Origin of the sequence: Methanothrix sp., from assembly GCF_016706325.1 — an archaeon.
Classification (GTDB): domain Archaea; phylum Halobacteriota; class Methanosarcinia; order Methanotrichales; family Methanotrichaceae; genus Methanothrix.
The window spans coordinates 1,765,470-1,789,436 of sequence record NZ_JADJJX010000001.1 but is presented as its reverse complement, the minus strand read 5'-3'; the positions used below and the strand labels follow the sequence as shown (position 1 = coordinate 1,789,436).

General features: G+C 49.8%; 23 protein-coding genes and 1 pseudogene. 6 read left to right on the top strand and 18 right to left on the bottom strand.

The annotated features are described in order from the left end of the window. Nucleotides 1-92 precede the first annotated feature (92 nt). Nucleotides 93-1,142 carry an RNA 3'-terminal phosphate cyclase gene (rtcA, locus tag IPI63_RS09195; protein ID WP_214065624.1) on the top strand — a complete coding sequence of 350 codons (1,050 nt, stop codon included), beginning with the start codon at nt 93-95 and terminating at the stop codon, nt 1,140-1,142. A 123-nt stretch (nt 1,143-1,265) separates the two neighbouring features. Here rtcA and IPI63_RS09190 read toward each other — a convergent pair whose 3' ends face one another. The 6 genes from IPI63_RS09190 to IPI63_RS09165 all read right to left on the bottom strand — a co-directional run bounded on the left by IPI63_RS09190 (nt 1,266) and on the right by IPI63_RS09165 (nt 5,683). Then, entirely contained in the window at nt 1,266-1,949 is a 684-nt protein-coding gene (locus IPI63_RS09190; protein ID WP_214080146.1) for an MBL fold metallo-hydrolase, read from the bottom strand. 49 nt (nt 1,950-1,998) lie between these two features. Beyond that, nucleotides 1,999-3,258: a DUF5803 family protein gene (locus IPI63_RS09185; RefSeq protein ID WP_292478068.1), complete on the bottom strand. Its 1,260-nt coding sequence runs from the start codon at nt 3,256-3,258 to the stop codon at nt 1,999-2,001. A 408-nt stretch (nt 3,259-3,666) separates the two neighbouring features. Further along, the gene (locus IPI63_RS09180; protein ID WP_214065628.1) at nt 3,667-4,149 is read right to left on the bottom strand and encodes a 4Fe-4S binding protein; all 483 of its coding nucleotides are present in this window, start codon (nt 4,147-4,149) and stop codon (nt 3,667-3,669) included. Continuing rightward, complete coding sequence (locus tag IPI63_RS09175) at nt 4,146-4,589, bottom strand: 4Fe-4S dicluster domain-containing protein (RefSeq protein ID WP_214065629.1); 444 nt, start codon at nt 4,587-4,589, stop codon at nt 4,146-4,148. The genes IPI63_RS09180 and IPI63_RS09175 overlap by 4 nt, the downstream gene beginning before the upstream one ends. 51 nt (nt 4,590-4,640) lie before the next feature. Beyond that, nucleotides 4,641-5,342 (bottom strand): transposase, encoded by a 702-nt coding sequence (locus IPI63_RS09170; protein WP_292478067.1) that lies wholly within the window; start codon nt 5,340-5,342, stop codon nt 4,641-4,643. Beyond that, nucleotides 5,339-5,683 (bottom strand): hypothetical protein, encoded by a 345-nt coding sequence (locus IPI63_RS09165; RefSeq protein ID WP_292476132.1) that lies wholly within the window; start codon nt 5,681-5,683, stop codon nt 5,339-5,341. The genes IPI63_RS09170 and IPI63_RS09165 overlap by 4 nt, the downstream gene beginning before the upstream one ends. A gap of 265 nt (nt 5,684-5,948) precedes the next feature. Between IPI63_RS09165 and IPI63_RS09160 the strand changes: the two genes are divergently transcribed. Further along, on the top strand, nt 5,949-7,310 hold the full coding sequence (locus IPI63_RS09160) for an NAD(P)/FAD-dependent oxidoreductase (protein ID WP_214065630.1): 1,362 nt from the start codon (nt 5,949-5,951) through the stop codon (nt 7,308-7,310). 213 nt (nt 7,311-7,523) lie between these two features. Here IPI63_RS09160 and IPI63_RS09155 read toward each other — a convergent pair whose 3' ends face one another. The 8 genes from IPI63_RS09155 to IPI63_RS09120 form a co-directional block, all read right to left on the bottom strand. Further along, on the bottom strand, nt 7,524-7,922 hold the full coding sequence (locus IPI63_RS09155; protein ID WP_292478066.1) for an Ada metal-binding domain-containing protein: 399 nt from the start codon (nt 7,920-7,922) through the stop codon (nt 7,524-7,526). Between the two features lie 23 nt (nt 7,923-7,945). Next, entirely contained in the window at nt 7,946-8,278 is a 333-nt protein-coding gene (locus tag IPI63_RS09150) for a thermonuclease family protein (RefSeq protein WP_214065632.1), read from the bottom strand. A 118-nt stretch (nt 8,279-8,396) separates the two neighbouring features. Next, on the bottom strand, nt 8,397-9,734 hold the full coding sequence (locus tag IPI63_RS09145) for a tetratricopeptide repeat protein (protein ID WP_292478063.1): 1,338 nt from the start codon (nt 9,732-9,734) through the stop codon (nt 8,397-8,399). A 94-nt stretch (nt 9,735-9,828) separates the two neighbouring features. After that, nucleotides 9,829-11,034 carry a glutamate-cysteine ligase family protein gene (locus IPI63_RS09140; RefSeq protein ID WP_292478062.1) on the bottom strand — a complete coding sequence of 402 codons (1,206 nt, stop codon included), beginning with the start codon at nt 11,032-11,034 and terminating at the stop codon, nt 9,829-9,831. A 6-nt stretch (nt 11,035-11,040) separates the two neighbouring features. Next, on the bottom strand, nt 11,041-11,532 hold the full coding sequence (locus tag IPI63_RS09135; protein WP_292478061.1) for a YkgJ family cysteine cluster protein: 492 nt from the start codon (nt 11,530-11,532) through the stop codon (nt 11,041-11,043). Continuing rightward, on the bottom strand, nt 11,533-12,528 hold the full coding sequence (locus tag IPI63_RS09130; RefSeq protein WP_292478060.1) for a RimK family alpha-L-glutamate ligase: 996 nt from the start codon (nt 12,526-12,528) through the stop codon (nt 11,533-11,535). It lies immediately after the preceding gene. Further along, entirely contained in the window at nt 12,521-13,138 is a 618-nt protein-coding gene (locus tag IPI63_RS09125; RefSeq protein ID WP_292478058.1) for a RimK-like ATPgrasp N-terminal domain-containing protein, read from the bottom strand. Before IPI63_RS09125 ends, IPI63_RS09130 begins: the two co-directional genes overlap by 8 nt. 318 nt (nt 13,139-13,456) lie before the next feature. Then, nucleotides 13,457-15,607 carry a thioredoxin domain-containing protein gene (locus IPI63_RS09120; RefSeq protein WP_292478056.1) on the bottom strand — a complete coding sequence of 717 codons (2,151 nt, stop codon included), beginning with the start codon at nt 15,605-15,607 and terminating at the stop codon, nt 13,457-13,459. A gap of 403 nt (nt 15,608-16,010) precedes the next feature. Here IPI63_RS09120 and IPI63_RS09115 point away from each other — a divergent pair, with 403 nt between their 5' ends. Continuing rightward, nucleotides 16,011-16,898, top strand: a complete 888-nt coding sequence (locus tag IPI63_RS09115; RefSeq protein ID WP_292478054.1) for a hypothetical protein — start codon at nt 16,011-16,013, stop codon at nt 16,896-16,898. A gap of 142 nt (nt 16,899-17,040) precedes the next feature. Here the strand turns inward: IPI63_RS09115 and IPI63_RS09110 are convergent, their stop codons facing one another. Both IPI63_RS09110 and IPI63_RS09105 read right to left on the bottom strand, forming a co-directional pair. Next, nucleotides 17,041-17,673: an acetate uptake transporter gene (locus IPI63_RS09110; protein ID WP_292478053.1), complete on the bottom strand. Its 633-nt coding sequence runs from the start codon at nt 17,671-17,673 to the stop codon at nt 17,041-17,043. A gap of 395 nt (nt 17,674-18,068) precedes the next feature. Beyond that, nucleotides 18,069-19,302, bottom strand: a pseudogene (locus tag IPI63_RS09105) (IS701 family transposase). Nucleotides 19,303-19,688: 386 nt separating this feature from the next. Here IPI63_RS09105 and IPI63_RS09100 point away from each other — a divergent pair. Continuing rightward, on the top strand, nt 19,689-20,099 hold the full coding sequence (locus IPI63_RS09100; RefSeq protein ID WP_292478051.1) for a secondary thiamine-phosphate synthase enzyme YjbQ: 411 nt from the start codon (nt 19,689-19,691) through the stop codon (nt 20,097-20,099). Nucleotides 20,100-20,131: 32 nt separating this feature from the next. Here IPI63_RS09100 and ilvE read toward each other — a convergent pair whose 3' ends face one another. Then, the gene (ilvE, locus tag IPI63_RS09095) at nt 20,132-20,998 is read right to left on the bottom strand and encodes a branched-chain-amino-acid transaminase (protein ID WP_214080150.1); all 867 of its coding nucleotides are present in this window, start codon (nt 20,996-20,998) and stop codon (nt 20,132-20,134) included. A 115-nt stretch (nt 20,999-21,113) separates the two neighbouring features. Between ilvE and ribH the strand changes: the two genes are divergently transcribed. Beyond that, complete coding sequence (gene ribH / locus IPI63_RS09090) at nt 21,114-21,524, top strand: 6,7-dimethyl-8-ribityllumazine synthase (RefSeq protein ID WP_292478049.1); 411 nt, start codon at nt 21,114-21,116, stop codon at nt 21,522-21,524. Nucleotides 21,525-21,527: 3 nt separating this feature from the next. Then, nucleotides 21,528-22,661, top strand: a complete 1,134-nt coding sequence (locus IPI63_RS09085) for a pyridoxal phosphate-dependent aminotransferase (protein WP_292478047.1) — start codon at nt 21,528-21,530, stop codon at nt 22,659-22,661. 377 nt (nt 22,662-23,038) lie between these two features. Here the strand turns inward: IPI63_RS09085 and IPI63_RS09080 are convergent, their stop codons facing one another. Next, nucleotides 23,039-23,920 (bottom strand): prephenate dehydrogenase/arogenate dehydrogenase family protein, encoded by an 882-nt coding sequence (locus IPI63_RS09080; RefSeq protein ID WP_292478045.1) that lies wholly within the window; start codon nt 23,918-23,920, stop codon nt 23,039-23,041. Nucleotides 23,921-23,967: the final 47 nt, after the last annotated feature.

Sequence of the window (23,967 nt, the reverse complement as noted above, 5' to 3'; positions counted from 1 at the left end):
TCTCTGGAGAGGACGGGTTCCCGGCAAAAGGTTTAACTGCTTCCAATATCTGCGAATATGATGAAAACAGCCGGATAAAAGTGGGAGGTACTATGATTGAGATAGACGGCTCCTTTGGAGAAGGCGGAGGCCAGATCGTCAGGACTGCAGTTGCTCTCTCCGCAGTTACCGGCAGACCGGTCCATATAAGCAAGATCAGGAAAAGCCGTCCCAAACCGGGCCTGGCAGCCCAGCATGCTCATGCCATTGCTGCTCTCTCTGACATCTGCCAGGCCAAAAGCTCTGGTGTTGCCCCGGGATCAACTGAGATCAGCTTCTCTCCCGGCGAGATTCAAGGCGGAAGATATGAGATCTCGATTGGGACAGCGGGGAGCATCACCCTCCTCCTGCAATGCCTCCTCCCGGCGCTGCTCCAGGCCGATGAGAGCACTACCCTGTTGGTTCAGGGGGGAACCGATGTGCAATGGTCTCCAACCATCGATTATTTCTGCAATGTCTTCCTGCCCGCTCTGCAGCGTTTCGGGGCCAGAACAAGCCTGAAGCTGGAGAGGAGGGGATACTACCCCCAGGGCCAGGGAAGGGTGCTCTGTCACATCGAGCCCTCAGAGCTTCAGGCTGCTCATCTGGGCACCGAGGGACTCTCGAAAGATAGCAGCAATCGATCCGAAATGGAGATCAAAGGAGTATCCCACTGCTCAAACCTGCCTGAGCATGTGGCCAGAAGGCAGGCTGATGCTGCAGTTGAGGCTCTGCAGCAGGCGGGCTTTAAGGCCCTCATCGCAGAAGAGATCCTCCGCCTGCCCTCGACTGGAAGCGGGATCACCCTCTGGTCGCGATCTTCTGGAGCCTATATCGGAGCCAGCAGTCTGGGCAGGAGAGGTCTTCCGGCAGAGAAGGTGGGCAGGACTGCTGCAGAGGCTCAAATTCAGGAATTGACATCTGGAGCCTCTGTGGATGAACATCTGGCCGATCAACTGGTTCCCTATCTGGCCCTGGCAGCAGGGAGCTACAGCACCCGGAAGATATCCCTGCACACCAGAACCAATATCTGGACTGCAAGCCAATTTCTGGAGAGGAAGATATCGATCTCTCAAGAGGACATCGCTGGAAAGGAGATCATGATGCTCAGGGCTGAACCATAAGGCTGCTTGAGAGAGAGGGCGCGAGTAAATCAGACGGGAAAAGAGAAGCGCTAAGAAAATGAGAAGGCTCAGGCGGAGCCGCAGGCCAGAGCCATATCTATTCAGGATATCTATTCAGGATATCTATCCAGGATATCTATTCAGGTAGCCCTCAATGTATTCCCTGATCTTCTCTCCTCTGTAAATCCCGGCATGCCCCTCGCAGAGAAAGTCGGCCTCAAGATCAAGCAGCTTTCTCATGGACCTCCTCCACTCCCTGATATCTGAGCCCCAGGAAGGGGAGAAGGGGCCATGAATGTCCTGGCCGAAGAGAACCCTGCCCTCAGAGGTATCGATATAAACAGAGATGCTTCCGGGAGTGTGTCCTGGGGTATGAAGGAGATTGAAATCCATCTCCCCCAGACGGAGTTGGTTCTGCTCCCCAGAGAGGATGGTGTCCACCTTCACCGGCCGGTAGTTCACCCCGTACATGCTGGCTGCAGTCAGACTATCGTTCTCGCCCTCGATGCCTGCCCGGTCCAGTTCATGGGCGATGATCTTACTGGCATACCTATCCCGCCATAGATGCAGTCCGCCGATATGATCGATATGGCAATGGGTGGCGATGACATACCAGACCTGTGCCGGCTCCAATCCATGGGCTCGAATATTCCTTTCTATCTTATCGTTTCCGTATCCCACGCCGGCATCTATCAGGACCAGACAGCTCTTTGCATCGACAAGATAGACATATGCATCCTCAGGGCGGGAGAGATCCGGTCCCCCCACTGCATAAACCCCATTGCAGATGGTAGTAGCTTTGCTCATTGCACTCTCCTCTTGATTGTAGTCGGATGGTGTGAATCCTTTTTATCGCCTATTCCTCTTCCTTTATCCTCAAGGCTCTCAGCTTTCTGATGCTGAAATAATACTCTATCAGCAGTGCTATTCCTGCCAGGGCGAGAATGGATATGATTATCGTCAGGGCGGCAAGAGCATTCTCCCGGTAGTAGTTTACCTCAATATAGGAGAGCAGGGTGGTGTTATTCCAGGTTAGAGCTTTTTTCCCTTCTACATTTGCACTCATGTCAGGTGGAGGCCAGGCAATTCCCAGCAAGCGGTCTCCAGTGGTATAGCCCTCAGGAAGGATCACCCTCACGGGACCTTTCTCCCTGACCGGGATCACAAACTGTTGGCCCTGCGCACTCAGATTATAGGCCAGCTTTCCCTTGATGTGCCTTTCAAAGTCCAGGCTATAGATGTAGCTGCCCTGCCGGAATCTGTGGCTGCTGTTTAATTTAACCGTTTTCCCGTATTCATCATAAAGTGTGATATTTTCTACTTTTTCCATTAGAGTGAGATTCATCCGACTGGTATTGACCGGCACTGTCACCACAGTTGCCGCCTCCCCCAGGCGGTATACTGTGCCATTGCACTCCTCTTCTACAATGCCGTTTATGGATGCAGTGCCGTTTATGGATGTAGTGCCGTTTATGGATGTAGTGCCGTTTATGGATGTAGTGCCGTTTATGGATGTAGTGCCGTTTATGGATGTAGTGCCGTTTATGGATGTAGTGCCGTTTATGGATGTAGTGCCGTTTATGGATGTAGTGCCGTTTATGGATGTAGTGCCGTTTATGGATGTAGTGCCGTTTATGGATGTAGTGCCGTTTATGGATGTAGTGCCGTTTATGGATGTAGTGCCGTTTATGGATGTAGTGCCGTTTATGGATGTAGTGCCGTTTATGGATGTAGTGCCGTTTATGGATGTAGTGCCGTTTATGGATGTAGTGCCTTTATGCATTGCGGAGGCATTACCCATTGTAGGGAAAATCTCCTCTTCTGTATCATTTGTAGATTCAGAGTTGTTAAGTCCATCAGTGGCGTTATGCATATTAGCGTTATACGTAGTAGCGTTAAACACTTTAGCATTATACACAGTATTGTTATATCCAGAGATGTTATATCCAGAGATGTTATATCCAGAGATGTTATATCCAGAGATGTTATACGCAGTAATATTATACATCTCCTCTGCCGGCCCATTGGGCTCTGAAGAGCAGGCGGCGGGGGAGGGAATAGCCGCCATCAGGGCCATCAGAAACAGTATTCCTTTTCTAATGGATTTCTCGTTCATCTTTTAAGGCTGTGAATGTGCTACCGCTTTATCAAATGCTCGCTTGCTCTATCGGGGAAAAGAGATGAGAGCCTGAACCTTTCCAGCAATAATACCACCATCCGTGACAGGGATGGAGATGATCAGCAAAAGATCGATCGCCACGGTCAAGGATCACAGGATCGAATTGGATGGCTTTTCAGGATAGAGAATTAGGAATGGATGGGAGATGGCCTATCTCCGCCAATTCATGCTTTTGTATTTGGTGGGGAGCGCGGCTTTGGAATGCTGCATGGAAGGCCACAAACGCCCTGCTGAGGATAACAGAGAATGCTTTGCACTCCCTGCTGGAAAAGGGGTACAGATGGTTTCAGGCCCAATCTGACTGCTACATCCGACAGAGGGTGGGAAAAGCGGCCCCGATTGCATTTAGAGCAATTTCATCCGCTCTGGATGTAGACCCCGCTTCCCTGCAGTAAAGAGCCAGGAGCATCTCCAATCCTCCTTTCTTCTCCCCGGCAGCACCAGCCGGGTCAGGCTCTCAGCCTCTTTATTGCGCCGACACTCCGGACAGATCCGGATCCATTCCAGGCCGGCTGCATCCTTCTGAATCTTCTCAGGCAGGACCGACTCAATCCACTCAAGCATGGGCTCTGTAGCATATAGCGATCCGCAGATCTTGCAGGCTGCCAGGTCAAAGGAGAGCTCGCAGGGGGGCTCAGCCTCATCCCCAGACACCAGGGAGAGGGCCTTGCTGGGGCACATCTTCACGCACAGATCGCACTCCTCTTTGCAGCTTTTCCAGTGAACTGTCGCCCTTCCATTAGCTTCGCTTCTGATTATATTCTGGCTGGGACAGACATTAAAGCAAGATCGACAACCCAGGCACAGGCTGCTGTCAACTCTTATCATCTAACCCCTCTGAAGGCAGCAATTGTCCGAGCAGCACGCGAGCGTGCCATGCTCACTGCCCGATCGAAATCATCTGACAGGGCCTGAGCCGGACAGACGTTGATGCAGGCCGGTCCGCCCTCCCGATCCCGGCAGAGATCGCACTTATGAGCGATCCTATCCGTCCAGACCACACCGAAGGGGCAGGCGAGGGTGCACAGGCCGCACCCGGAGCACTTGCTGGCATCAAAGGCGGTGATCTCTCCATCCTTGTACAGAGCTCCGGTGATGCAGGCGGTGGTGCAGTAAGCCTCCTCGCAGTGGCGGCAGAAGATGGGAACGGCTGCCAGGTCCTCCACATAATGGACATTGATGTGCCCCTGGCCGTCATGCTCCATCTGGCAGGCCGCCTCACAGGTGCGGCAGCCAATACACCTATCGATATCAATGTAAACCGACATTTTATTCCAGCAGGATATGATGCGCTTTAAATGTATACCCCTCTCCCAAGATCACCAATATGGTATGGCCCTTTTATCAATATTTAGATCATCCAACAAACAAATCAACGTTTGGGTCAAGAAAATTATTCGGGCAACCCTCTTTTCGATGCTAACCTTCGTATATTGATGGTTTCGGTTCATTCCTAGAAAATTCTTAGCGATATTAAAGAAATCTTCAATATTCGACCTTATTATCTTGAAACTCTCCCATTCATAGATTAGTTTTTTGAAAGCAACTACAGTTCGTTTCCAAATGGCCAAATTATATTTTTTACAAAAAAACAAATCCAAAGGTGGATTTAGGTTATGAATTATCTTCTCTAAATTTGTGTTTTTCCTGGGATATATGATCGGAACGATGTTAAATCTATTGATGATAGTCTGATAATTGTTTTTTGACGTAAAACCCTTATCACAGATGATTATATCTTCCGATTTGATAATTCTAGAGCGATATAGCTTATCGAGGAAAGGAATAAGCATTTTAGAGTCATTGGGCGAGTTTTTGAAAATTTCAAACCCCAGGAGCTCATTATCCTGATTTATTGCCAAAATCAACTTAAATCCGACATAATATCCTATAGATGGACTATATGAATATTTATATTTTTTATCTCCCTTACCAATTCTATGTCGGTTTCTCCACAAATTAAGGTCGATAGCGATAGAACTAGTGTCAATAATTACTGTTTCTACCTTTTTATCCCTCAATCTCTTTCTAGGCTGAAATAATCTTTTAAAAACGTGAAAATCAATTCATAATCGAGATTTGACTGCATCTTGTATATTTCATTTGCTTTTACCTTTGAATTAATCCCTAAAAGCCTCTTTAAGGCAATATTTTCATTTATTTCGGAAACAAGCCTTGAAATATCTCTTTCAAATAGATCCGATAGGATTAAGACTTTGATTGACAATAAAAATTTATCTTTGTCATATATTTTTAATCTGCCCGCGATTTTATTAGCTCTTGGAGAAGCGATAATCTCAAGTAATTTGACGACTATAATCCATTTTGGATGCCTGATATCAGGAATTAAGGGAGACAACATAATATCCAACCTCCTTTGGTTGTGCAACCTGATATTAGGTGTCCAAATTACTTAAAAGTTTTCATAGCTACTTGAATTCGTATTTTGAACATCCCCTTGAGTTTAATCAAAAAAATATTCTAAATTTGTAAGTTAAATTTGAATTCAGCTCGAATGAAGCCCTAAGATAAAATAGATTTTAGGAGAGGGGTATAAATGTATTGATGCAGATCCATCCTCGCCCAGACGCAGATATAAATAGCTATAACCCTAATATCATTTTTGTATGGTCGATGTGCTCATCGTTGGTGCCGGCCCGGCAGGCCTATTTGCTGCGCGGGAGCTCGCCCGGTCAGATGCCAGGGTGCTGGTGATCGATCAGGGTAAGGACATCAAGGATCGCGGCTGCCCAATGAAGGATCGAGGCCACTGCTTGCATTGCTTTCCCTGTCAGATAATGTGCGGCCTGGGGGGGGCGGGCGCCTTCTCTGACGGCCTGCTCAACCTCCATCCCTCCATCGGTGGCGATCTGGAGGGCCTGGCGAAGGGCGAGGCCTGGAGGCTGATAGATGAGGTGGACTCGGCATTCCTCAGTTACGGCGCGCCCGACAAGCTCCTCGAATCGGCTGAGGACGATGAAGAACTGCTCCGGAGAAAAGCAGCAGCCTCAGGTGCTCGTTTTGTGCCCATAAAGCAGCGCCATATGGGGAGCGACAAGACCCCCCAGATCATAGCGGCATTCAAGGAGGATCTGGAGAGGAAGGGGGTTGAATTTCTGCTCGGCTGCCGGGTGGTTGACCTGATAATAGAGGAAGACAGGTGCGCCGGGGTCCGGCTGGCCGATGGCACAGAGAAGAGGGCTTATCGAACTCTGCTCGCCCCGGGCAGGATAGGGGCGCAATGGATCAGCGTTCTTCTGGACAAATACAGTATCAAGGCCAGATTCGGTCCCCTGGATGTGGGGGTCAGGATAGAGGTGCCCTCGATCATAATGGACCCCATCACCCGGATAAATCGGGATCCTAAATTCCATATAGTCACCCGCAGGTACGACGACTTCGTCCGCACCTTCTGCACCAACCCAGGAGGATTTGTGGTCAAGGAGGAGTATCCGGACTTCATCGCCACCAATGGTCACTCCATGATAGTGGAGAAATCTGAGAATACCAACTTCGCCTTTCTGGTACGGCTGGAGCTGACCCATCCAGTGGAGGATACCACTGCTTATGGGATGTCCATAGCCAAGCTGGTCACAACCATCGGCGGGCGCAGGCCGGTTATCCAGAGGCTGGGCGATCTGCATAAGGGCAGGCGGTCGACTGAGGAGAGGATCGCCCGCAATACAGTAGAGAACACCCTTAAGGATGTGACCCCCGGGGACATCTCCATGGCCCTGCCCCACAGGATAGTGATGGATGTCATCGAAGGCCTGGAGATATTAAATCAGATCATCCCCGGCGTCAATGCCGATTCCACCTTGATATATGCCCCGGAGATCAAGTTCTATGCCCGGAGAATCGAGGTGGACGGCAGCTTCCAAAGCTCCCTGAGGGGACTGTATGTAGCTGGAGATGGCGCTGGTCTGTCAAGGGGAATTGTAGCAGCTGCAGCAACGGGAATCCTGGCCGGAAGGGGAATGAAGGAATGATAGCGAGCGGAGAGGAGGATTGGACCGGGCCAGCCAAATCGGTCCCGATCTCCTCCACGCAACTTATCCCGCCCATCAGCCGGAATGCCCGGCCCTCTTCGATCCTGGCAAGGGCCTTATCTGTCTCTTCGTCGAAGCTCCGGCCCCTTAAAGGCTTCCCCAGGCTGTGCAGAAAATCATTAATCCCTTCTAACAGCCAAAAAATATGCCGATCTATGGTGGATTGCATACTTTGCATGGTACATAACCATGGTTTCTGGCATCCTGAGATCCTGAAAACCAGATCTCATTCTCAGGTTTTATCTTCTTTGCCCACTGGCAGCTGGCATAGTGATATTTATTTGATTTTCTAGATCCTACGAACTCTCCTCCTGATGAACTCGAACCCGAGAAGGGTGCCTTCTCCAAGGAAGTCTTGCTTGATGGGGCAGTATTGGGGGGAGTATTCTGGAGCTGAAATATAGAACTGGAAGAGACAGAGTCCTCTATGCCGCTCTGCTGATTTGATTTTATGCAGATGTGAGATGGAATAAACCCACCCCACCACCGGCTGGGGGTGAATTCATTATCAGATGAATCCAGGATACAGGCATTGCCTGCATCCAGCAGCATCCGGTTGAAGTTTTTCGAAGTATTTACCGATCCATCGGAGTTGGCAATATAGATACAGCAATCCAGTGAGCACGCTGATCGGAGCCCGTCCGGTTATCCAGATCGAGGAAGATCTTTCTATCCAAAAGCCACTGAGCGGTAAAATCTCTAGCCTGAATTCCTTCTGCGGTATCAATAGCAGGACATTCGATATCCGCCAACTGAACCCTTCCAAGCTCTGAGACATCTATGGTACATCCATCCACAATATTAGTCACAATGCCTGTGGCCTCATCAGGAAGGGCAAATGCCAGTATGGACAACGTTATTGTCAGTATCAGTGCGAATAAGATTATTCTAATTATTTTTAGTTTCATTGACTCCTATATCCTTTTTTTGCAATTGTTATTTTATATATTCTATATCCAGATAGCTTTCTCTGAAGAGCATTTTAATCAGCAGATATGAGCCCAAAGATACTGCTCTGGGCAGGGATCAGCCCTTATATCCCAACTCCCTCGCCCTGGCTAAAGCAAGCTTTGAATCGGCTTTCTGGCCTGCTTTTTTGAGAATGATTCCTTTGTATTTCCAAGCACGCGGGCTCTCGGGATTTATTTCAATGGCCTGATTTATCGCTCCGATCGCCTCCCCAAACCGGCCCATTTTAGATAACGTTATACTTTTATTGATCCAGGCACATATAAATTTTGGATCGATTCCTATGATTTTATCAAAGGCCTGAATGGCCTCAAGATACAATTTGCAATTGGCGAGATCGGCTCCTTTGCAATTCAATTCTCTTTTGGCCTGATCTAAGGTTTCATCTGCTTCTTTGATTTGACCGAGCGACCTGAGGGCTATGCTTTTGTCATACAAAGAATCTATAATTATGCTTTTGTCAAAAAAAATGTCTTTGTCAAACAAAGCATCTATAATTTTTGAATCATTTTTGATAGCTTTATCATAAGCCAAAATAGCCTCATGGTATTTGCCTTGAGCATAGAGGACCAGGCCTTTATTGTACCAGGTCCTAGCATACTTTGGTTTTACCTTCAAGGCGTTATCATAAGCTACAACAGCTTTATCATATTCACCCTGATCATAAAGAGCCATCCCTTTGTTGTTCCAGGCATCTATAAATTTTGGATCCAGCTCTAAAGCCCTATTAAAAGCTATAATGGCATCGTTGTGCCGATTCTGCAATTTCAAAACTTTGCCTTTTTCATTCCAGGTCGAAGTAGAGTTGGGATTCAGACCGGTGACCTTGTTAAAAGCTTTGATGGCATCATCATATCTACCATTATCACAGAGAAAATGGCCATAACTGAGTAAATCTTTTTCATCTATTAATTCAATGAGCACATCCACAGGAAAAGCTCTTATTCCATTGATCGTTCCCTGGTAATTATACTCTTCCAATTCTTTGAGTTTGTTCTCCGCCCTTGAACTGGATACAAAACTTCCAATACCTGCAAAGATAAAGAAACCGGCTGTGATCACAGCAAATTCATCTTTGAGTATTAAGAACGAAGCGATGCCTATCAACAAAAAAATTAGGAGGAACACAATGCCACCACGGGCTTTGCGTCTTAGTATATCAATGGCGCATTCTATGTGATCGCAGGTCTCATAGGGGTTAGGAGATCTTTTCCATTCCATTCCGCATTTCGTGACATACTTATCAGGGCCATATTCCCCTCCGCCCTCACCACGAACGGTTTCATATGACCTGACCTCGCCATCTATTGTACGCAAGATAACTACCATAGGAATTCCGGCAGGTATAATCTCTAGCTTAATGTATTTAATGTATTGCTCTGCCTTGCCGGTCACAGAACAAATTCTTTTCATCTTTCATCAAAATTGGCGTGCCCATAGGCCTAGTATCGCATCGGCCACTCAGTGTTGCAGAAAGATTGGAGCGCCTTCAGCCACAGCCTTCTGCCTCTGCCAAGTAGGGCCTGTTCTCCTTCAGGCAGCAGGCCATCTGGGAGAAAATGGGCAGGATCTCCCTCTCCTCCTTCAGCCTCTGGGCCATCAGCTCTGCCAGGCTGCCCTGTTCTATCCGCTCTCTTATCAAAGGCAGATATATCAGCTCCTCCCTTGAGGCATTCCTCTCTGCCCGGACATAAAGCCTCTCCAGCTCCGGCCTCATGGCCGCCACGCCCCCGGCGATGCCCTCCTCCAGCATAGAATAGAGGTGGCCATCATCCTCCTCCAGCTCCAGATCAGAGCGAAGGAGGGCCATGATGAAGGCACATACCGCCATATCTGATCGCAGGCACTCCTGCTCATCTATGGCCTTGATCTCCAGGCACCTTCTGGTAAAGCGGACAATCTCCCCTCTGGAGTTGACCCACTCATGGCAGAGGATCTGAGCATTCTGCTCTTTCAGCTCCCGGTAGATATTGCGGTTGATCTGCACATAATCCCGGATTCCCTCCAGCCTCTCGGGAATAATCCCCCTGCAGATCAGTGGGATCCGAGACTGATTCTCCCGATAGTAGGCCAACCGGGCGTCCATATAGGGGCTGAGCCTCCCCTCAACAATGGGAGAGGATGCAGATACAGCCACCAGATAGGGCATGAGGGAGCGGATCTTGTTGAACATCCCCACCAGCTCTCTCTCATTCCCATAGGGGATATTGATCTGCAGAGCCTGGATGTTCAGCCAACCATGCTGCTTGATGTCAAAGAGCCTGTCATATGCCTGGTAGTAGCCCTGCTCATCGTGATCCCAGCAGGTGGTCTGATCCAGTGTCAAAAGGGGATGCATTCCCAGGCCCAGAAATTGATACTCATTCCCCGTCGCCCGGTATAGCTCCTGCAGCCCTCGAAAGAGATTCTCCTCCAACTGGATCAGGCCTCCAGGGCTTGCCGGGATGAGCTCTAAAACATGCTTTTGCAGCTCTTTTGAGAGGCGAATCCCTCCGAAGGATATCTCATTTTCCACCCTGCCGCAAATCCTCTCAATGATCCGGTCGGAGATGGCCAAGGGCCGAAATTGGCTGTCGTTTATGGAGTACTCATGCTCTGTTCCCAGAGGAGATCCTGCCGGCAGGGTCCTGTGAATGATGCCCTGAGAGGCTTGAGGAGAGGTTTGTTGGGTGGTCTGATGTATCGGCATATGCATTCCCTTTCAGCCTCCCAGCGGGATCTCCGCCACCAGATCGGTCTCAGGCTCATCGATCTTCAGGATCTGTGCCATCTCCTCCTGGGGTACAGCCCTCAGCAGATCCATGATCCTCTCCACAGCAGTGGTGAAGAGAGCATCATATGCCCTCCGGTTGGAGCGCAAAATCCGGACCATGGGGCAGATGCTCTCCTTTTTGAGGAATATCTGCAACATACCTCCATTGACATCAAAGGTGAACGGCCCGGCGACGCAGGTCTCCGGCTTGATCTCATGGATGCTGCACCTTCCGTCCCGGAAGAGCACACAGAATCCATCCTCTCCCAGGCGCAGCCTCTTATATCCGGCGAACTCTACTGCATCCGGACTGACGCCGTTTTCCATGAGGATCTCGATCCGTCTCTGGCTCAGGGGGGGCCTGGCCTCAAAGCAGCAACCCCCAGCCAGATGACATTCATCGCAGGCCCGGCTCAAGGACCGCTTAAGCTCCTCGTCCATTTAAATATCATCTCTTCGATAATATGAAATAACCATTTCAGATTCCTCCTCCTCAGGACATCCAGCCATCAGGCCTTCGCCGGGGGCCGTCTCCGGGGAGGGGCTGCAGGTATCGTCTGGAGTCTGGCCAGACATGAGATGGGAGATGATCTGTCCGAACATCTCCGGGTAGTGTTCATCCTCACCACCCTCCAGGGAGGGATTATCGTTCACCTCAATGACATAGAGCTTCCCGTTGCTCTCTTTTATATCCACCCCGTACAGGCCTTTGCCGATAGCTGCTGCGGCCTGCTTTCCCAGATCTATGACCTCTGGGGGCACCTGATCTGCAGGCACACTCTCCACATCGCAATAGACGATATGGCCGTTGACAGAGGCCTGGATCTTGAAGGTCTCTGAGGGTATGATATACCGGCAGGCGTAAAGCAGCTGGCCATTTATCACCCCCACCCGCCAGTCGAACCGGCTCTCGATATACTCCTGAACCACAATCCAATCGGAGAGCTTGAAAAACCTCCTGGCCACCTTCAGGAGCTCTTCTACCTCCGAGACCTTCTCCACCCGCACCGAGAAGGATGTAGAGGGTTCTTTAAGAACCAGAGGGCTTCCCAGCTCCTCGAAGAGCTGCCTGGCCTGCAGCTCATCCAGCTCCTTCTTTCTCAGAAACCTCGTCTTCGGCATGGAGACGCTCTTATTCTGCAGATGCATGTACATGTTTATCTTATCGGCGCAGATCCTGATGGTGGTGGGGTCGTCTATCACCGGCACGCCATACATCTCCGCCATCCTGGCGGCAACGTAGGTGGTGTTCATGGGATCGGTATCGGCACGGATGAAAAGCGCATCCAGCCGGGGAATCTTTTTAATATCCACAGGAAAGATGAACTCAACTGTGTGGCCCATGCTCTCTGCCGTGTCCCGGCACTTCACCAGAGCCATGAGCTGAGAAGAGCTGCTCAATGTCTTCCTATTGACGAAGATTCCAAGTTTACTCAAAGCCTTTCACCTTTTTGTCCAGAAGGTCCTGAAGCATTTCCTTCTCCTCTTTGGATAATCGAGAGTATTTCACCGGCGCCAGAGATGATAGAGTATAGGAGCCGGAACCGTCCTTCACCATGACAATCTCCACCAGCGGCAGCTTGAAGACCTGGTAGATTCTCTCGGCGATCTTTGTTATCTCCTCACAGCAGCCTACGCTCCGTCCGAATATGGAGACACATTTGACAATAGTTGAGCTATCGAGGATCTTCTGGCAGCAGAAAGGATACTTTCCGTGATTGGTGATGTGCTTTACCACCCTCTTTGCCTCTTCATTCTCATTCACCAGGAAGTGGTCTGAGGGAGTGGAAAAGTAGTTCAGACCATAGATTATGGCCGGAAGGGGCACGAACTGGTAGGATATGGTCCAATCGCAGACAGGGATGCCTGCCAGCTTGGCCTTCTCCAGACAGATGGGGACGATATAGGCGTCTAAAACATCCTTGCTGCTGGGAGTGGTCATGATGCCATCATTCTCATTCTTGACGATGGTATAGTACGGCTCAGTCTTATAGAAATAGCTCTCATTGACGATGTACTGAGAGCCATCTTCCAATAAAGTATACATTATATCCTTCTTGGGAATCTGATCCCGTCGTCGGTTCATTAAATGATCACCGCACGATCTGGGTGGAAGAGAATAGCTTTATGCGACTACGGTGCCGCTCTGGATCGGATGCAACTTCAATCTCTGAAATCTGAAATCCCCAAAATGGGTCTAATTGGCATGTAGTATTTAGCTCTGTCGTCCTGCACTCCCCGGGCCGATATCTGGAATCCGCAGTCCAGCTCATAGACCATTTTATTTGCCAGTAAAATGGGAGTTGATCCCCGGAAAAAGGGGGAGCTATTCGCGAGGATATCCTGAAGGCCAACCCTGGTCGCTTCAAGTCTTGTTCTCAAATTTCTCCAATAGATCTATCAGCTCTGCTGCCCCGGTTACTGGCAGCTGGCAGATGTGATCCAAGCAGACATAAGCCGCTGCCTTTCCCTTCACCGGGACCAGCTCTCTGGCAAAGGGAGCCAGCCTGGAGATATCGCTTCCTGAAGCCAAAAGGAGGGCCTTATTGGGCAGGAATCTGCCTCTTATGGCCGCTAGCATCTCCTTCATGCCCCTGTCCTCCAGGCTGCCAGCCAGGGCAATATCATATACCGGGCCCAGAGCATAGTCCAGGGCGCACAGGTGCATGCTGTACCCCAGGGGCTGAGCGGAAATGAGGGGAAGGGCAGAGCGAACTAGGCGGGCGGCCATCTCCTCGAAGCTCTGAAGGCCGGTGAGATGCGAGAGCCGGAGGAGGTTCAGAAGGGCGATGGAGTTTCCAGATGGCAGAGCGCCATCGTAGTACTCCTTCTTCCTGAGCAGCAGCTTCTCGCCATCATCAGCAGTGAAGAAGAAGCCGCCCTCCTCGCCATCCCAGAAATGCTTTTCCAGAACCTCATTCAGGCGAAGGGCTGCATCCAGATACTTGGCATCAAATACTGCCTCATAAAGCTCGATCAATCCCCAGATGAGGAAGGCATAATCATCCAGATTGGCAGGGATATCTGCTCCCTCTCGGTAGCGATGCATCAGGCGTCCATCCGCCGTCTGCATCACCTCCAAGAGGAAGTCAGCACCCCTGCTGGCTGCCAGAGCCAGATCGGGATCCTGTAGGGCTCCTGCTGCCCGCGCCAGGGCGGCGATCATCAGACCGTTCCAATCGGTGAGGATCTTGTCGTCCTTGAGGGGATGAACCCTCCTCTCCCGGGCGGCAAAGAGGCGGGACCTCATCTCCATCGCCCGGCGGTATAGCTCCTCATCAGGGATCTTGAGGGCGGCGGCGGCATCGGCAAAGCCTGACCTCTGTCTGAGGATGTTTCTTCCCTGCTCGAAGTTTCCCCCCTCGTGGACATCAAATAACCGGATCAATAGACTGAAATCCTCCTCGCCCAGGGATTCTTTGAGCTCCTCTGCACTCCAGGTATAGAATTTGCCCTCCACCCCCTCGCTATCAGCATCCTCTGCCGAGTAGAAGCCTCCCAGGGGCGATGTCATATCCCTCAGGATATACTCCAGGATCTCGCGCACTGTACGGGCGTACTCCTCCTCCCCCGTGGCCTGATAGGCCTCAGTATAGGCCATGGCCAAGAGCGCCTGATCGTAGAGCATCTTCTCGAAGTGGGGGACAAACCACTCCGCATCGGTGGAGTACCTGTGAAAGCCGAAGCCCACATGATCGTAGATGCCCCCCATCCTCATGCCCTGAAGGGTGCTCTTGGCCATCTTCAGGGGCAGTGCGTTCCCGGTCCGCCTCCAGCAGCGCAGGAGAAATAGTATGTGGTGCGGAGTGGGAAACTTGGGGGCAGTGCCAAATCCACCATTTTCAGGATCATAGATGGAGGAGAGGGCGCTGTAGCCGCGAGAGAGGAGGGAGGAATCGAATAAAGAGCCCTGGAAGGCATCCTCTGCAGGCCCCCCCCCCTGCCCCTGCTTACTCGCTTTGCCTCTCTGCCTTCCCCTCAGATGATCTACAATGATCTCCGCCGAGGCCAAGAGGCTCTCGCGGTCATTGTCCCACATCTCCTTGATGTGGGGGATAAGCTCCATCAATCCCATCAGTCCTAAGTGCCCTTTCTTTGGGATGTAAGTGGCGGCGAAGAAGGGTTTCTTGTCCGGAGTCATGATGACAGTCAACGGCCATCCCCCCCGGCCGCTGACGGCGATGGCTGCTGCCATGTAAATCTGGTCTATATCCGGCCTCTCCTCCCGGTCGACCTTGATGCAGATGAAAGATCGATTCAGGAGGCGGGCAACGTCCGGATCCTCAAAGGATTCGTGGGCCATGACATGACACCAGTGGCAGGTGGAGTAGCCCACTGAGAGAAAGATCGGTTTATCCTCCCTCACTGCTGCCTCGAATGCCTCCTCCCCCCAGGGGTACCAGTCCACGGGATTGTAGGCATGCTGCAATAGATAGGGGCTCTTCTCCTCATAAAGGCGGTTTGGCTGGCTGTCGGATCTCAACGGATCTATGCCGGTGCGGGAATCTTCACTCATGGCATCCTCAGATTACTATTTGATGCCATCCTGTATATATGCTGAGTATACTGGGTATGCCGGATATGCCGGGTATGCCGGGTATGCCGGGTATGCTGGGTATGCTGGATATGCTGGGCTCGTGCAGGCTCTAACTAATATTGTTTGTATTGTTTGTTATAATTGATTTAGATCTAAATTTTTTTTAACATTAGTACCATTTGCATCCGACTAATTGAGCCCGAATAATACTTAATTTATGCGTTCATTGCTGATAGTACTATCATAATTAATTTTATGAGTATCACTATCATTTCAGCTAATATTAAGATGATATTCCATCCCGATAATCTTCGATATGTTTATATCCTTTTGAGACAAATTGAGCCTTATACTCATTGGAGTATAGGGGTGAATAAGAGATATGAAGGGAGTAACAGTTGCGATAGCTTTAGTCGTAGCTCAATTGCTTTGCTGCATTGCACTGGCCAATCCACCGCTTGTGCCTCCTGTACAGTATGAGCAGTTTTGTGAGAGCCAGAAGGTATCAGGAACTGGTATCATAGATGTCAGCACATCTATTATCGATAAGAAGATCGCTCTCGAATACTACAATACCATGGCAGGAGACGGCGACCTTGAGCTGGACTCTGAGCATGCTTATTCGCAAAATTCCGATAAGCTGAAGAGAAATATAACCTCGGTAAATGGCGGAGACAAGTCCGGACTGAACATGTATGAGAGGACGAAGATGACCTATGCCGGATCCACTCCGCTCATGGGCGCCAAGTTCCTCAACTCAAAGGCGTTCTATGGCGGCATAGGGGCCAATGTCCAGGAGACCTTCGCGGTGACTGAGATGGAGAAGGACCAGACGACATTCTTCTCCTCGACCACGCCATACGATCCCCAGGAGCCGGCAGATCCTCAGTGCGACGACTACTTGAAGCTCCTTCAGGCCTACTATCCTGAGGAGTATGCCAAGTATATGGCCGAATCCAAACACAGCATAACTCCTGAGGAGCTCATAAACCGGTTGAAGAGCGCTGGCAGAAACACCGAGGCCGTCGAGAGGCTGATGACCTCCAAGGATGGGACATATAACCCGGCTCATCTGGTCGGCCTGGAGACCAAGAACTCCTTCAATGGTACCTGGGGCACAGATGCCTCATGGCACAGGATATTCTATAAGGACATCAAGGCCCACGAGCTGTTCTCAGGAACATTCGAGGCTGAGAAGCTCATCAAGTTCCATGAGAATCCCGTGCCAGAGAGGGATGGACAGCCTCCCTGTGAAGGCATAGATTGCTAGGCGCCCCCCTGGCAATCACCCTTTTTTCCATATCTTATTCTGTTCAGTTATGAGATTGCAGCCGGGGATAAGAGAATTCCAGAGCAAAAAATTGTCGGATCGGATAGTATCCCGATCCAATTTCAGCAAGAGCAGACTTTTTTTATACCGGACCCAGGGGCAGGACCGTCTTCCTGTACACCTCATTCAAGACCTGGGCCAATGCAGCATAGATTGCAGAGAGCCCGCAGATGATGCCCTCATATCCAGCCAGCATGCCGATGAAAGCGCTCCCGGAGTAGTCTCTGATCGCCAGCAGGAAGAATAGTATGGTGAGGGTGAAGAATACAACCTGCAGAGCTCTATTGATCCTCAGGGTTCCTATGAACATCACAAAGGTGAACAGCCCCCACATGAAGAAGTAGGCTGCAAAGGCGACCTTGCTGGTTGCTGTGCCAAGGCCCAGATCGGGCATGAGGATCAATCCAACAAGGGTAAGCCAGAAGAGGCCGTATGATGTGAACGCAGTAGTTCCGAAGGTGTTGTTCTTCTTCCACTCCATTATTCCGGCGATGATCTGGGCCATGCCGCCATAGAATATTCCCATGGCCAGGATCATAGTATTGAGCTCATAGTATCCAGCATTGTGAATGTTCAGCAGTACAGTGGTCATGCCGAAGCCCAGCAGGCCTAGAGGAGCTGGGTTGGCTGTGCTATCGATCAGTCGCAGCGAGCTTGCTGCTCCTTTCTTGATATCCTCCGTATTCTTTCCCTCCTGAATTCTTGATTTAGCCATTGACCTATTCCCAAATATGGCTCTTCGCTTACTTTCTATGGACGAGCCTGGGATGCTATTCTCTTTCCTCTTGTGCCTTCGTATCTCTGTGGTGAAATCATATCTTGGGCCTCATCACAAAGGCGTAAGGGCACAGGGGAAAAAGCCTCTCTGCCGCAGATCGCCCATACAATTCAGCGAAGGGCCCAAAATATTAATCTTTTTCCTAAAAAATATCAATTGATAATAGTGCTAAATGATAAATTCCAACCCCACAAAGATATCTTTTTGATAACATAATGATCGATATCAGATCCCGCAGAAGTGGATATTCTATTAAAAGTATTTAATTTACTTAAGAAGACTGTACTTTCCAAGTTTCTCCTAATTTTTTATTATTCAAATTATTCTCCTCGTTAGATTTTCAATCCTAGACCTTTAAGTACATGAAGTAGTCCACCTTTCGGCACAGGTAAATTAAAATACGTCATAATGTATTCAAATGTTTCTCCAAGTGCCTGCATTTTTACTTGATCGATCATCTCGCCCATTGTTCTTGGATTTGAGCCGTCTTTTGCTGATGGATTGTCTATTTCCCAGAAGAGAATTGCAGCCCATACTGAAAGACAAGTTGGATAAATCTCTCAATGGAGTTTTTATCCCTTAATTGATAATCTTTGAACCCCAATTTTTGATTTGTTTCTCGGTGGGCTGTTTCGATATCCCATCTATCCTCGTAAATAGATATGACTTCTTTCGAAGAAAGGGATTTGTCGGTGCTTATGATATACTTTGTTCCTCCGTCTCTCTTTCTTTTAGAGATAACAAGTTTGACCTCTCCGATGCGATCAATTATAACATTTTTTTCAAATGTGTAATAGGTCTTTTTCTTTCCCCGGACATTGATAATTGTCTTGGTGAAATGCTTTTCATCAATTTGGTTTGCCATTTCCTTAACTTGGAATTTCATGATGTTATTTATCCCAACTTTTCTATCGGATTTAATTTGGCACACTACGCTGTGCCCTAAATTTATGCATTTATTAATTAAGTCTTCGGATGACCACCAGCTATCGAAAACTATACAGAGGTTCATCCCTTTTGGGACCTTCAATGGTTCAATTATCTCATCAAAGGCAATTTCCAGCTTTGTCCTGAAATTCACACATTCATCGCTATTTTTGAAGTACATCTTAGCCTTATGTGGAATGAATAATCCTTTTGACTGGATTACAGAGGTAACAAAATTGTTACCCCAAATGTAGGATTCTTTACTATGATCGTAAAATCTACCAACACCATCCGTTTGGATTCCATTCTTTTCGTTATATGTATCATCAATTATTAGCAATATTTTATCATCATCTTTTAAACATAATTTATCGATGAAAAGATCCACTTTACGCTGCGCAACCTCATTCTCATCCCAGTTAGCATCGCTTAAAAACCAATTATATGAAGAACGTGCCTTTTACCTTTACTGCAATCCGCCATAGTATCACATAGGTTGGCGACAGTCTTGGATTTATCACATACGCTCAGAGCCCCGCATAGGTCTCGAAATGAGCAATAGCTCGGTTTGGTAAAGAGATCCTCAAATTTTTTCAAGAACGGCTTTAATTGTAATGGTACCTTTACTATTTTGATCATTCTACTCCCATACGAGTAAAATCAATCCAAGTATAAAAACTTTAAATTTTAAAATCGCGTTTGAGATTTAAATTAATCAAAATATATTATAAATAAAGCTAAAAGTTGGAAAATACAGTAAGAAGACTGCTGCGTGTGAAGATATATTTCCATTTTTATGTTCTAGTATATTTTTATCTCTTATCTTTATCAATTCAGCAGAGAAATCAAAGCTAAAATACTTTAGAATGAAATTCCTGTGGCCATATACAGTAAAATTTATATATGATGCATGATAAGTTATATTAAGGATCCGGGGTTCGGATAAAAAGGACTTTTTAAGTCATCCATCCCCTCAAGATGAATGCCCCCGGATCCTCCCCTCGAATTATCCAGATGTGACCATCATGATCGAGATCGATACAAGCAATCCGACAGAAGCAATAGATATCACATCAAGGGTGCAGGCAGCCCTGCATGAAGAGGGAATCGAGGATGGCATCGCCCTTATCTTCACCCTGCATACCACCACCGGCTTGGCGGTAAATGAGGCCGATCCCTCCCTTATAAGTGACATACTGAACCTTCTGGAGAGGCTGGCCCCAAAGAGGGGGCAGTATCTTCATGATCGTGATGAGGGGAATGCTCATGCCCACCTGCGGGCAATGCTCACCGGCAATAGCGTAACTGTCCCACTCTCAGAGGGCAGGCTGAAATTGGGAACCTGGCAGAGGATTCTCTTCTTCGAGTTTGATGGCCCGAGGAGGGGAAGGAGAATTTATATAAAGACCATCCCCAGCACAGTAAATAAAAAATAAATATTATAAAAATATTCTGGAACAATCGCCCATCAGATAGGTGTCCCCGAGTTCATTGTCAGCTCCTTGAATGCCGCCATGAGCTTCTTTGTTATCGGCCCGGGCTTGCCGCTGCCTATGACCCGGCCATCGATCTTGGTGACGGGAGCAATCTCTGCGGCAGTGCCAGTGACGAAGACCTCATCCCCGGTGTAAAGATCGAAGAGCCCCAGATCGGTCTGGATGACCTCCAGCCCGTTCTTCAATGCCAGCTCTATGGCCGCCTCTCTGGTTATCCCCTTCAGGTTGTTGAGGGTATGGGGGGTGTAGACCTTGCCGTTCTTTATGACAAATATATTGTCTCCGCTCCCCTCTGAGATTCTGCCCTGAGAGTCGAGGATGATGGCCTCATTTCCCCCTTTGACATTGGCCTCGATCTTGGCCAGGATGTTGTTCAGGTAATTGAGGCTCTTGATATTCGGGGGCAGAGCATCAGGGGCATTCCTGCGAACAGAGACGCTGATGGCGGTCAGGCCGACCTCATACAGATTTCCGTACATCGCCCCCCACTCAACAGCAATGATGATAACCGTGGGCTTCTTGCATTTCAGGGGATCCAGCCCGAGGTCACCATATCCTCTGGAGACTATGGGGCGGACGTAAGCATCGCGCAGGTTGTTCTTGCGCAGGGTCTCTCTGATCGCCAGGGCCATCTCCTCCTGGCTCAGAGGAATGGAGAGCATGATCGCCTGAGCAGAATCAAATAACCTCTGGACATGATCCTCCAGCCGGAAGACCCGTCCCCCATAGGCTCTTATGCCCTCGAAGACCCCATCCCCATACAGAAACCCATGATCGAAGACAGAGACCGCAGCCCTTTCCGCCGGAACAAACTCGCCATCAAGATAAATAAGATTCATAGAAGATCTTGTATCAGCACCATTACCAAGGATATATGCATTTTGATCGATGGATTTATTAGAGAAGGAGGGAAGCTAGGTGCCTACTCTTTACTCTTCACGGGGTCGGAAGCTGATGGCAAAACTTGGTTTCGTTGTCTCGGAGTTCAATAGGGACATCACCTATCAGATGGAGCTTTTGGGCAGGGAGCATGCCCAGTTCCTGGGTGCAGATGTCTCGGCGGTGGTTTATGTCCCTGGGGTTTTTGACATGCCGATAGCGGCAAAAAAGATGCTCAGTCGCGAGGATATCGATGCCGTGGTGACAATCGGCTGCGTGATACAGGGGGATACTGCCCATGACGAGGTTGTGGCCAATCATGCCGCTCGCAAGCTGATGGATCTCTCTTTGGAATTCAACAAGCCCGTAACACTGGGCATCACCGGCCCCAAGATGTCCCGGCCGGATGCACAAAAGAGGGTCGACTACTCCAAAAGAGCCGTCGAGGCAGCAGTCAAGCTCCTGCAAAGGCTCGGCGGGGATTAGATCATGGTCTCCGCGCGATTGGCCTCCATTCAGGAGTCAACCACACTGAAGATCTCAGCCATGGCCAAGAAGCTCACTGCCAGCGGCCTGGATATCATTGATATGGGAGTTGGCGAGCCGGACTTCGATACCCCCAAGCATATCGTCGAGGCGGGATGCAACTCCATCCAGATGGGTGAGACCCATTATGCACCAACCGGTGGGATTCCCGAGCTGCGCCAGACGATAGCTGAAAAGCTCTCCCGGGAGAACCGGGTCCCTGCCGGGGCAGAGGATGTGATAGTGACGCCGGGAGCGAAGATGGCCGTCTTTGCCTCCGTCCAGGCCCTCTTGCAGGAGGGCGATGAGTGCATATTGATAGGCCCCTCCTGGGTGAGCTATGAGCCCAGTGTGGCCTTCGCCGGCGGCTCAGTGCTCTGGGGCAAGGTGGATGAGAATTTCATGCCTCAGGATATCGCAGAGGTCATTGGCCCCAGGACCCGGCTGATCATAGTCAACTCTCCCACCAACCCCACCGGAGCGGTCTTTGATCGAGGGGTGCTGGAGGAGATCCGCGACCTGGCAGTGGACCACGATCTGTTTGTGATCTCCGATGAGATATATGAGAAGATAATCTATGACCATGAGCACATAAGCATAGCTTCACTGCCGGGGATGGTGGATCGAACGGTCACCATCAATGGATTCTCCAAGGCCTATGCCATGACCGGCTGGCGTCTGGGCTATCTGACCGGTCCCAAGGAGACGATGAAGTGGGTGATCAGGCTTCTGTCCCATTCAGTATCCCAGGCCACCACATTCGTTCAGCGGGCAGGGGTTGCCGCCCTTCAGGGGCCGCAGGATGATGTTGAGATGATGGTGGCGGAGTTTCGCGCCCGGCGGGATGTTCTGGTCAGAGGCCTTGAGGAGCTGGGAATTCCCTGCAGCAAACCGGGTGGCGCTTTTTATGTGTTCCCGGATCTCTCCGCCTACGGGGGAGGGGATCTGTTCACAGAGAGATTGCTCAAAGAGGCGCTCATCGCCGCCACACCTGGATCTGCCTTCGGTCCGGGGGGAGCAGATTACGTTCGCCTCTCCTATGCCACCAGCCAGAACCGGATCCATCAGGCTCTGGAGAGGATAGAGAAGATCCTGTGAGATAGATGGATTGCTGATCCTCATGTGCCAGGTAGATTGTCAGGTCAATTCAGGGAAGGAGAACGCCTCCACCCAATCATCCTGATCTCCTCAGGACTCCATCCTCTCATATCTCCCTTCCCCTCTATTTCTATATCCTGTTCCTTATCCTTTCTATATCCTGTTCCTTATCCTTTCTATATCCTGTTCCTTATCCTTTCTATATCCTGTTCCTTATCCTGTTCCTTATCCTGTTCCTTATCCTGTTCCTTATCCTGTTCCTTATCCTGTTCCTTATCCTGTTCCTTATCCTGTTCCTATCCTGTTCCCTATCCTGTTCCTTATCCTGTTCCTTATCCTTTCTATATCCTGTTCCCTATCCTTTCTTGATCCGTTTCTTAATCCCGTCCTTTATCCCTGATCCGAGCATTGATCACCCGGTCCGACCTCAGAAGGGCCTCATGGGTCCCGCCGTAATGAAGGGCTGCTTCCCTCATCGTCTGCTTGAAGCCCTCTACATCTCCGGCGTCTGCTTTTTCGCAAAGCCTCATGCTCTCCGCCACAAAGGCCTGCCGGGCGAGAGCCGCTTTTGGATTCATCTGAATGGATGCATAAAGATCCGGGCTCTGGTCCAGTATTCTGCCCACAAAGTCGATCATGATCTCATAGACTGGTGACATGAACCTCTGCGACCTCTGAACATCAAAGTCCAGGGCCTTCAGAGCCGCCCCAATGCTGATATAGGCGAAGTGGGTCAGCGCCTGTACCACTGCCATGATCTCATCATGCTCCTCTGCTTGCAGGATCTCGATCTTCGCTCCGTCCGCCTCGAAGAGGGATCTGATCCTCTCCAGCCACACTCCTGTCTTCTTCTCCACCGGGGTGAGGATGACCGTCTGGCCGGAGAGGGAGGGCATGGTGGGCCCGAACATGGGATGGGTACCCAGCACCTCCACCCCCTGGGGAGCATAGGTCTTCATCGCCCTCACCGGCCCGGATTTGACTGAGGTCACATCCATGATCAGACTGCCTGGGCGCATGCGAGGAGCAACCTGACGGATGACATCCACTGTCTTCTCAATAGGAACGCTGATCAAGAGCACATCGCTCCTCTCAACCTCTGCCATCATATCATGGGCATAGTGCACCCCCAGGCGTTCGGCAACCTCCACCCTCCCGCTCGGCCCCCAGACCGCCACCTCCCATCCCTTTTCTCTGAAATAGCGGGCGAACCAGGAGCCGGTCTCGCCCGTCCCCCCCAGTATCAGTATGCGCACCATCCTGCCATCCCCCCACCCTCAGATCTCATCATCCTCCATTCTCATCC

Bases quoted from the DNA above. Each gene is read 5' to 3' on its own strand.
- IPI63_RS09100 (WP_292478051.1), top strand. From the start codon at position 19,689: ATGATCGAGATCGATACAAGCAATCCGACAGAAGCAATAGATATCACA.
- IPI63_RS09125 (WP_292478058.1), bottom strand. From the start codon at position 13,138: ATGTATACTTTATTGGAAGATGGCTCTCAGTACATCGTCAATGAGAGC.
- IPI63_RS09160 (WP_214065630.1), top strand. From the start codon at position 5,949: ATGGTCGATGTGCTCATCGTTGGTGCCGGCCCGGCAGGCCTATTTGCT.
- rtcA (WP_214065624.1), top strand. From the start codon at position 93: ATGATTGAGATAGACGGCTCCTTTGGAGAAGGCGGAGGCCAGATCGTC.
- IPI63_RS09175 (WP_214065629.1), bottom strand. From the start codon at position 4,589: ATGTCGGTTTACATTGATATCGATAGGTGTATTGGCTGCCGCACCTGT.
- ilvE (WP_214080150.1), bottom strand. From the start codon at position 20,998: ATGAATCTTATTTATCTTGATGGCGAGTTTGTTCCGGCGGAAAGGGCT.
- IPI63_RS09165 (WP_292476132.1), bottom strand. From the start codon at position 5,683: ATGTTGTCTCCCTTAATTCCTGATATCAGGCATCCAAAATGGATTATA.
- IPI63_RS09150 (WP_214065632.1), bottom strand. From the start codon at position 8,278: ATGAAACTAAAAATAATTAGAATAATCTTATTCGCACTGATACTGACA.
- IPI63_RS09185 (WP_292478068.1), bottom strand. From the start codon at position 3,258: ATGAACGAGAAATCCATTAGAAAAGGAATACTGTTTCTGATGGCCCTG.
- IPI63_RS09115 (WP_292478054.1), top strand. From the start codon at position 16,011: ATGAAGGGAGTAACAGTTGCGATAGCTTTAGTCGTAGCTCAATTGCTT.
- IPI63_RS09135 (WP_292478061.1), bottom strand. From the start codon at position 11,532: ATGGACGAGGAGCTTAAGCGGTCCTTGAGCCGGGCCTGCGATGAATGT.
- IPI63_RS09120 (WP_292478056.1), bottom strand. From the start codon at position 15,607: ATGAGTGAAGATTCCCGCACCGGCATAGATCCGTTGAGATCCGACAGC.
- IPI63_RS09190 (WP_214080146.1), bottom strand. From the start codon at position 1,949: ATGAGCAAAGCTACTACCATCTGCAATGGGGTTTATGCAGTGGGGGGA.
- IPI63_RS09140 (WP_292478062.1), bottom strand. From the start codon at position 11,034: ATGCATATGCCGATACATCAGACCACCCAACAAACCTCTCCTCAAGCC.
- IPI63_RS09080 (WP_292478045.1), bottom strand. From the start codon at position 23,920: ATGGTGCGCATACTGATACTGGGGGGGACGGGCGAGACCGGCTCCTGG.
- ribH (WP_292478049.1), top strand. From the start codon at position 21,114: ATGGCAAAACTTGGTTTCGTTGTCTCGGAGTTCAATAGGGACATCACC.
- IPI63_RS09110 (WP_292478053.1), bottom strand. From the start codon at position 17,673: ATGGCTAAATCAAGAATTCAGGAGGGAAAGAATACGGAGGATATCAAG.
- IPI63_RS09085 (WP_292478047.1), top strand. From the start codon at position 21,528: ATGGTCTCCGCGCGATTGGCCTCCATTCAGGAGTCAACCACACTGAAG.
- IPI63_RS09155 (WP_292478066.1), bottom strand. From the start codon at position 7,922: ATGCTGCTGGATGCAGGCAATGCCTGTATCCTGGATTCATCTGATAAT.
- IPI63_RS09180 (WP_214065628.1), bottom strand. From the start codon at position 4,149: ATGATAAGAGTTGACAGCAGCCTGTGCCTGGGTTGTCGATCTTGCTTT.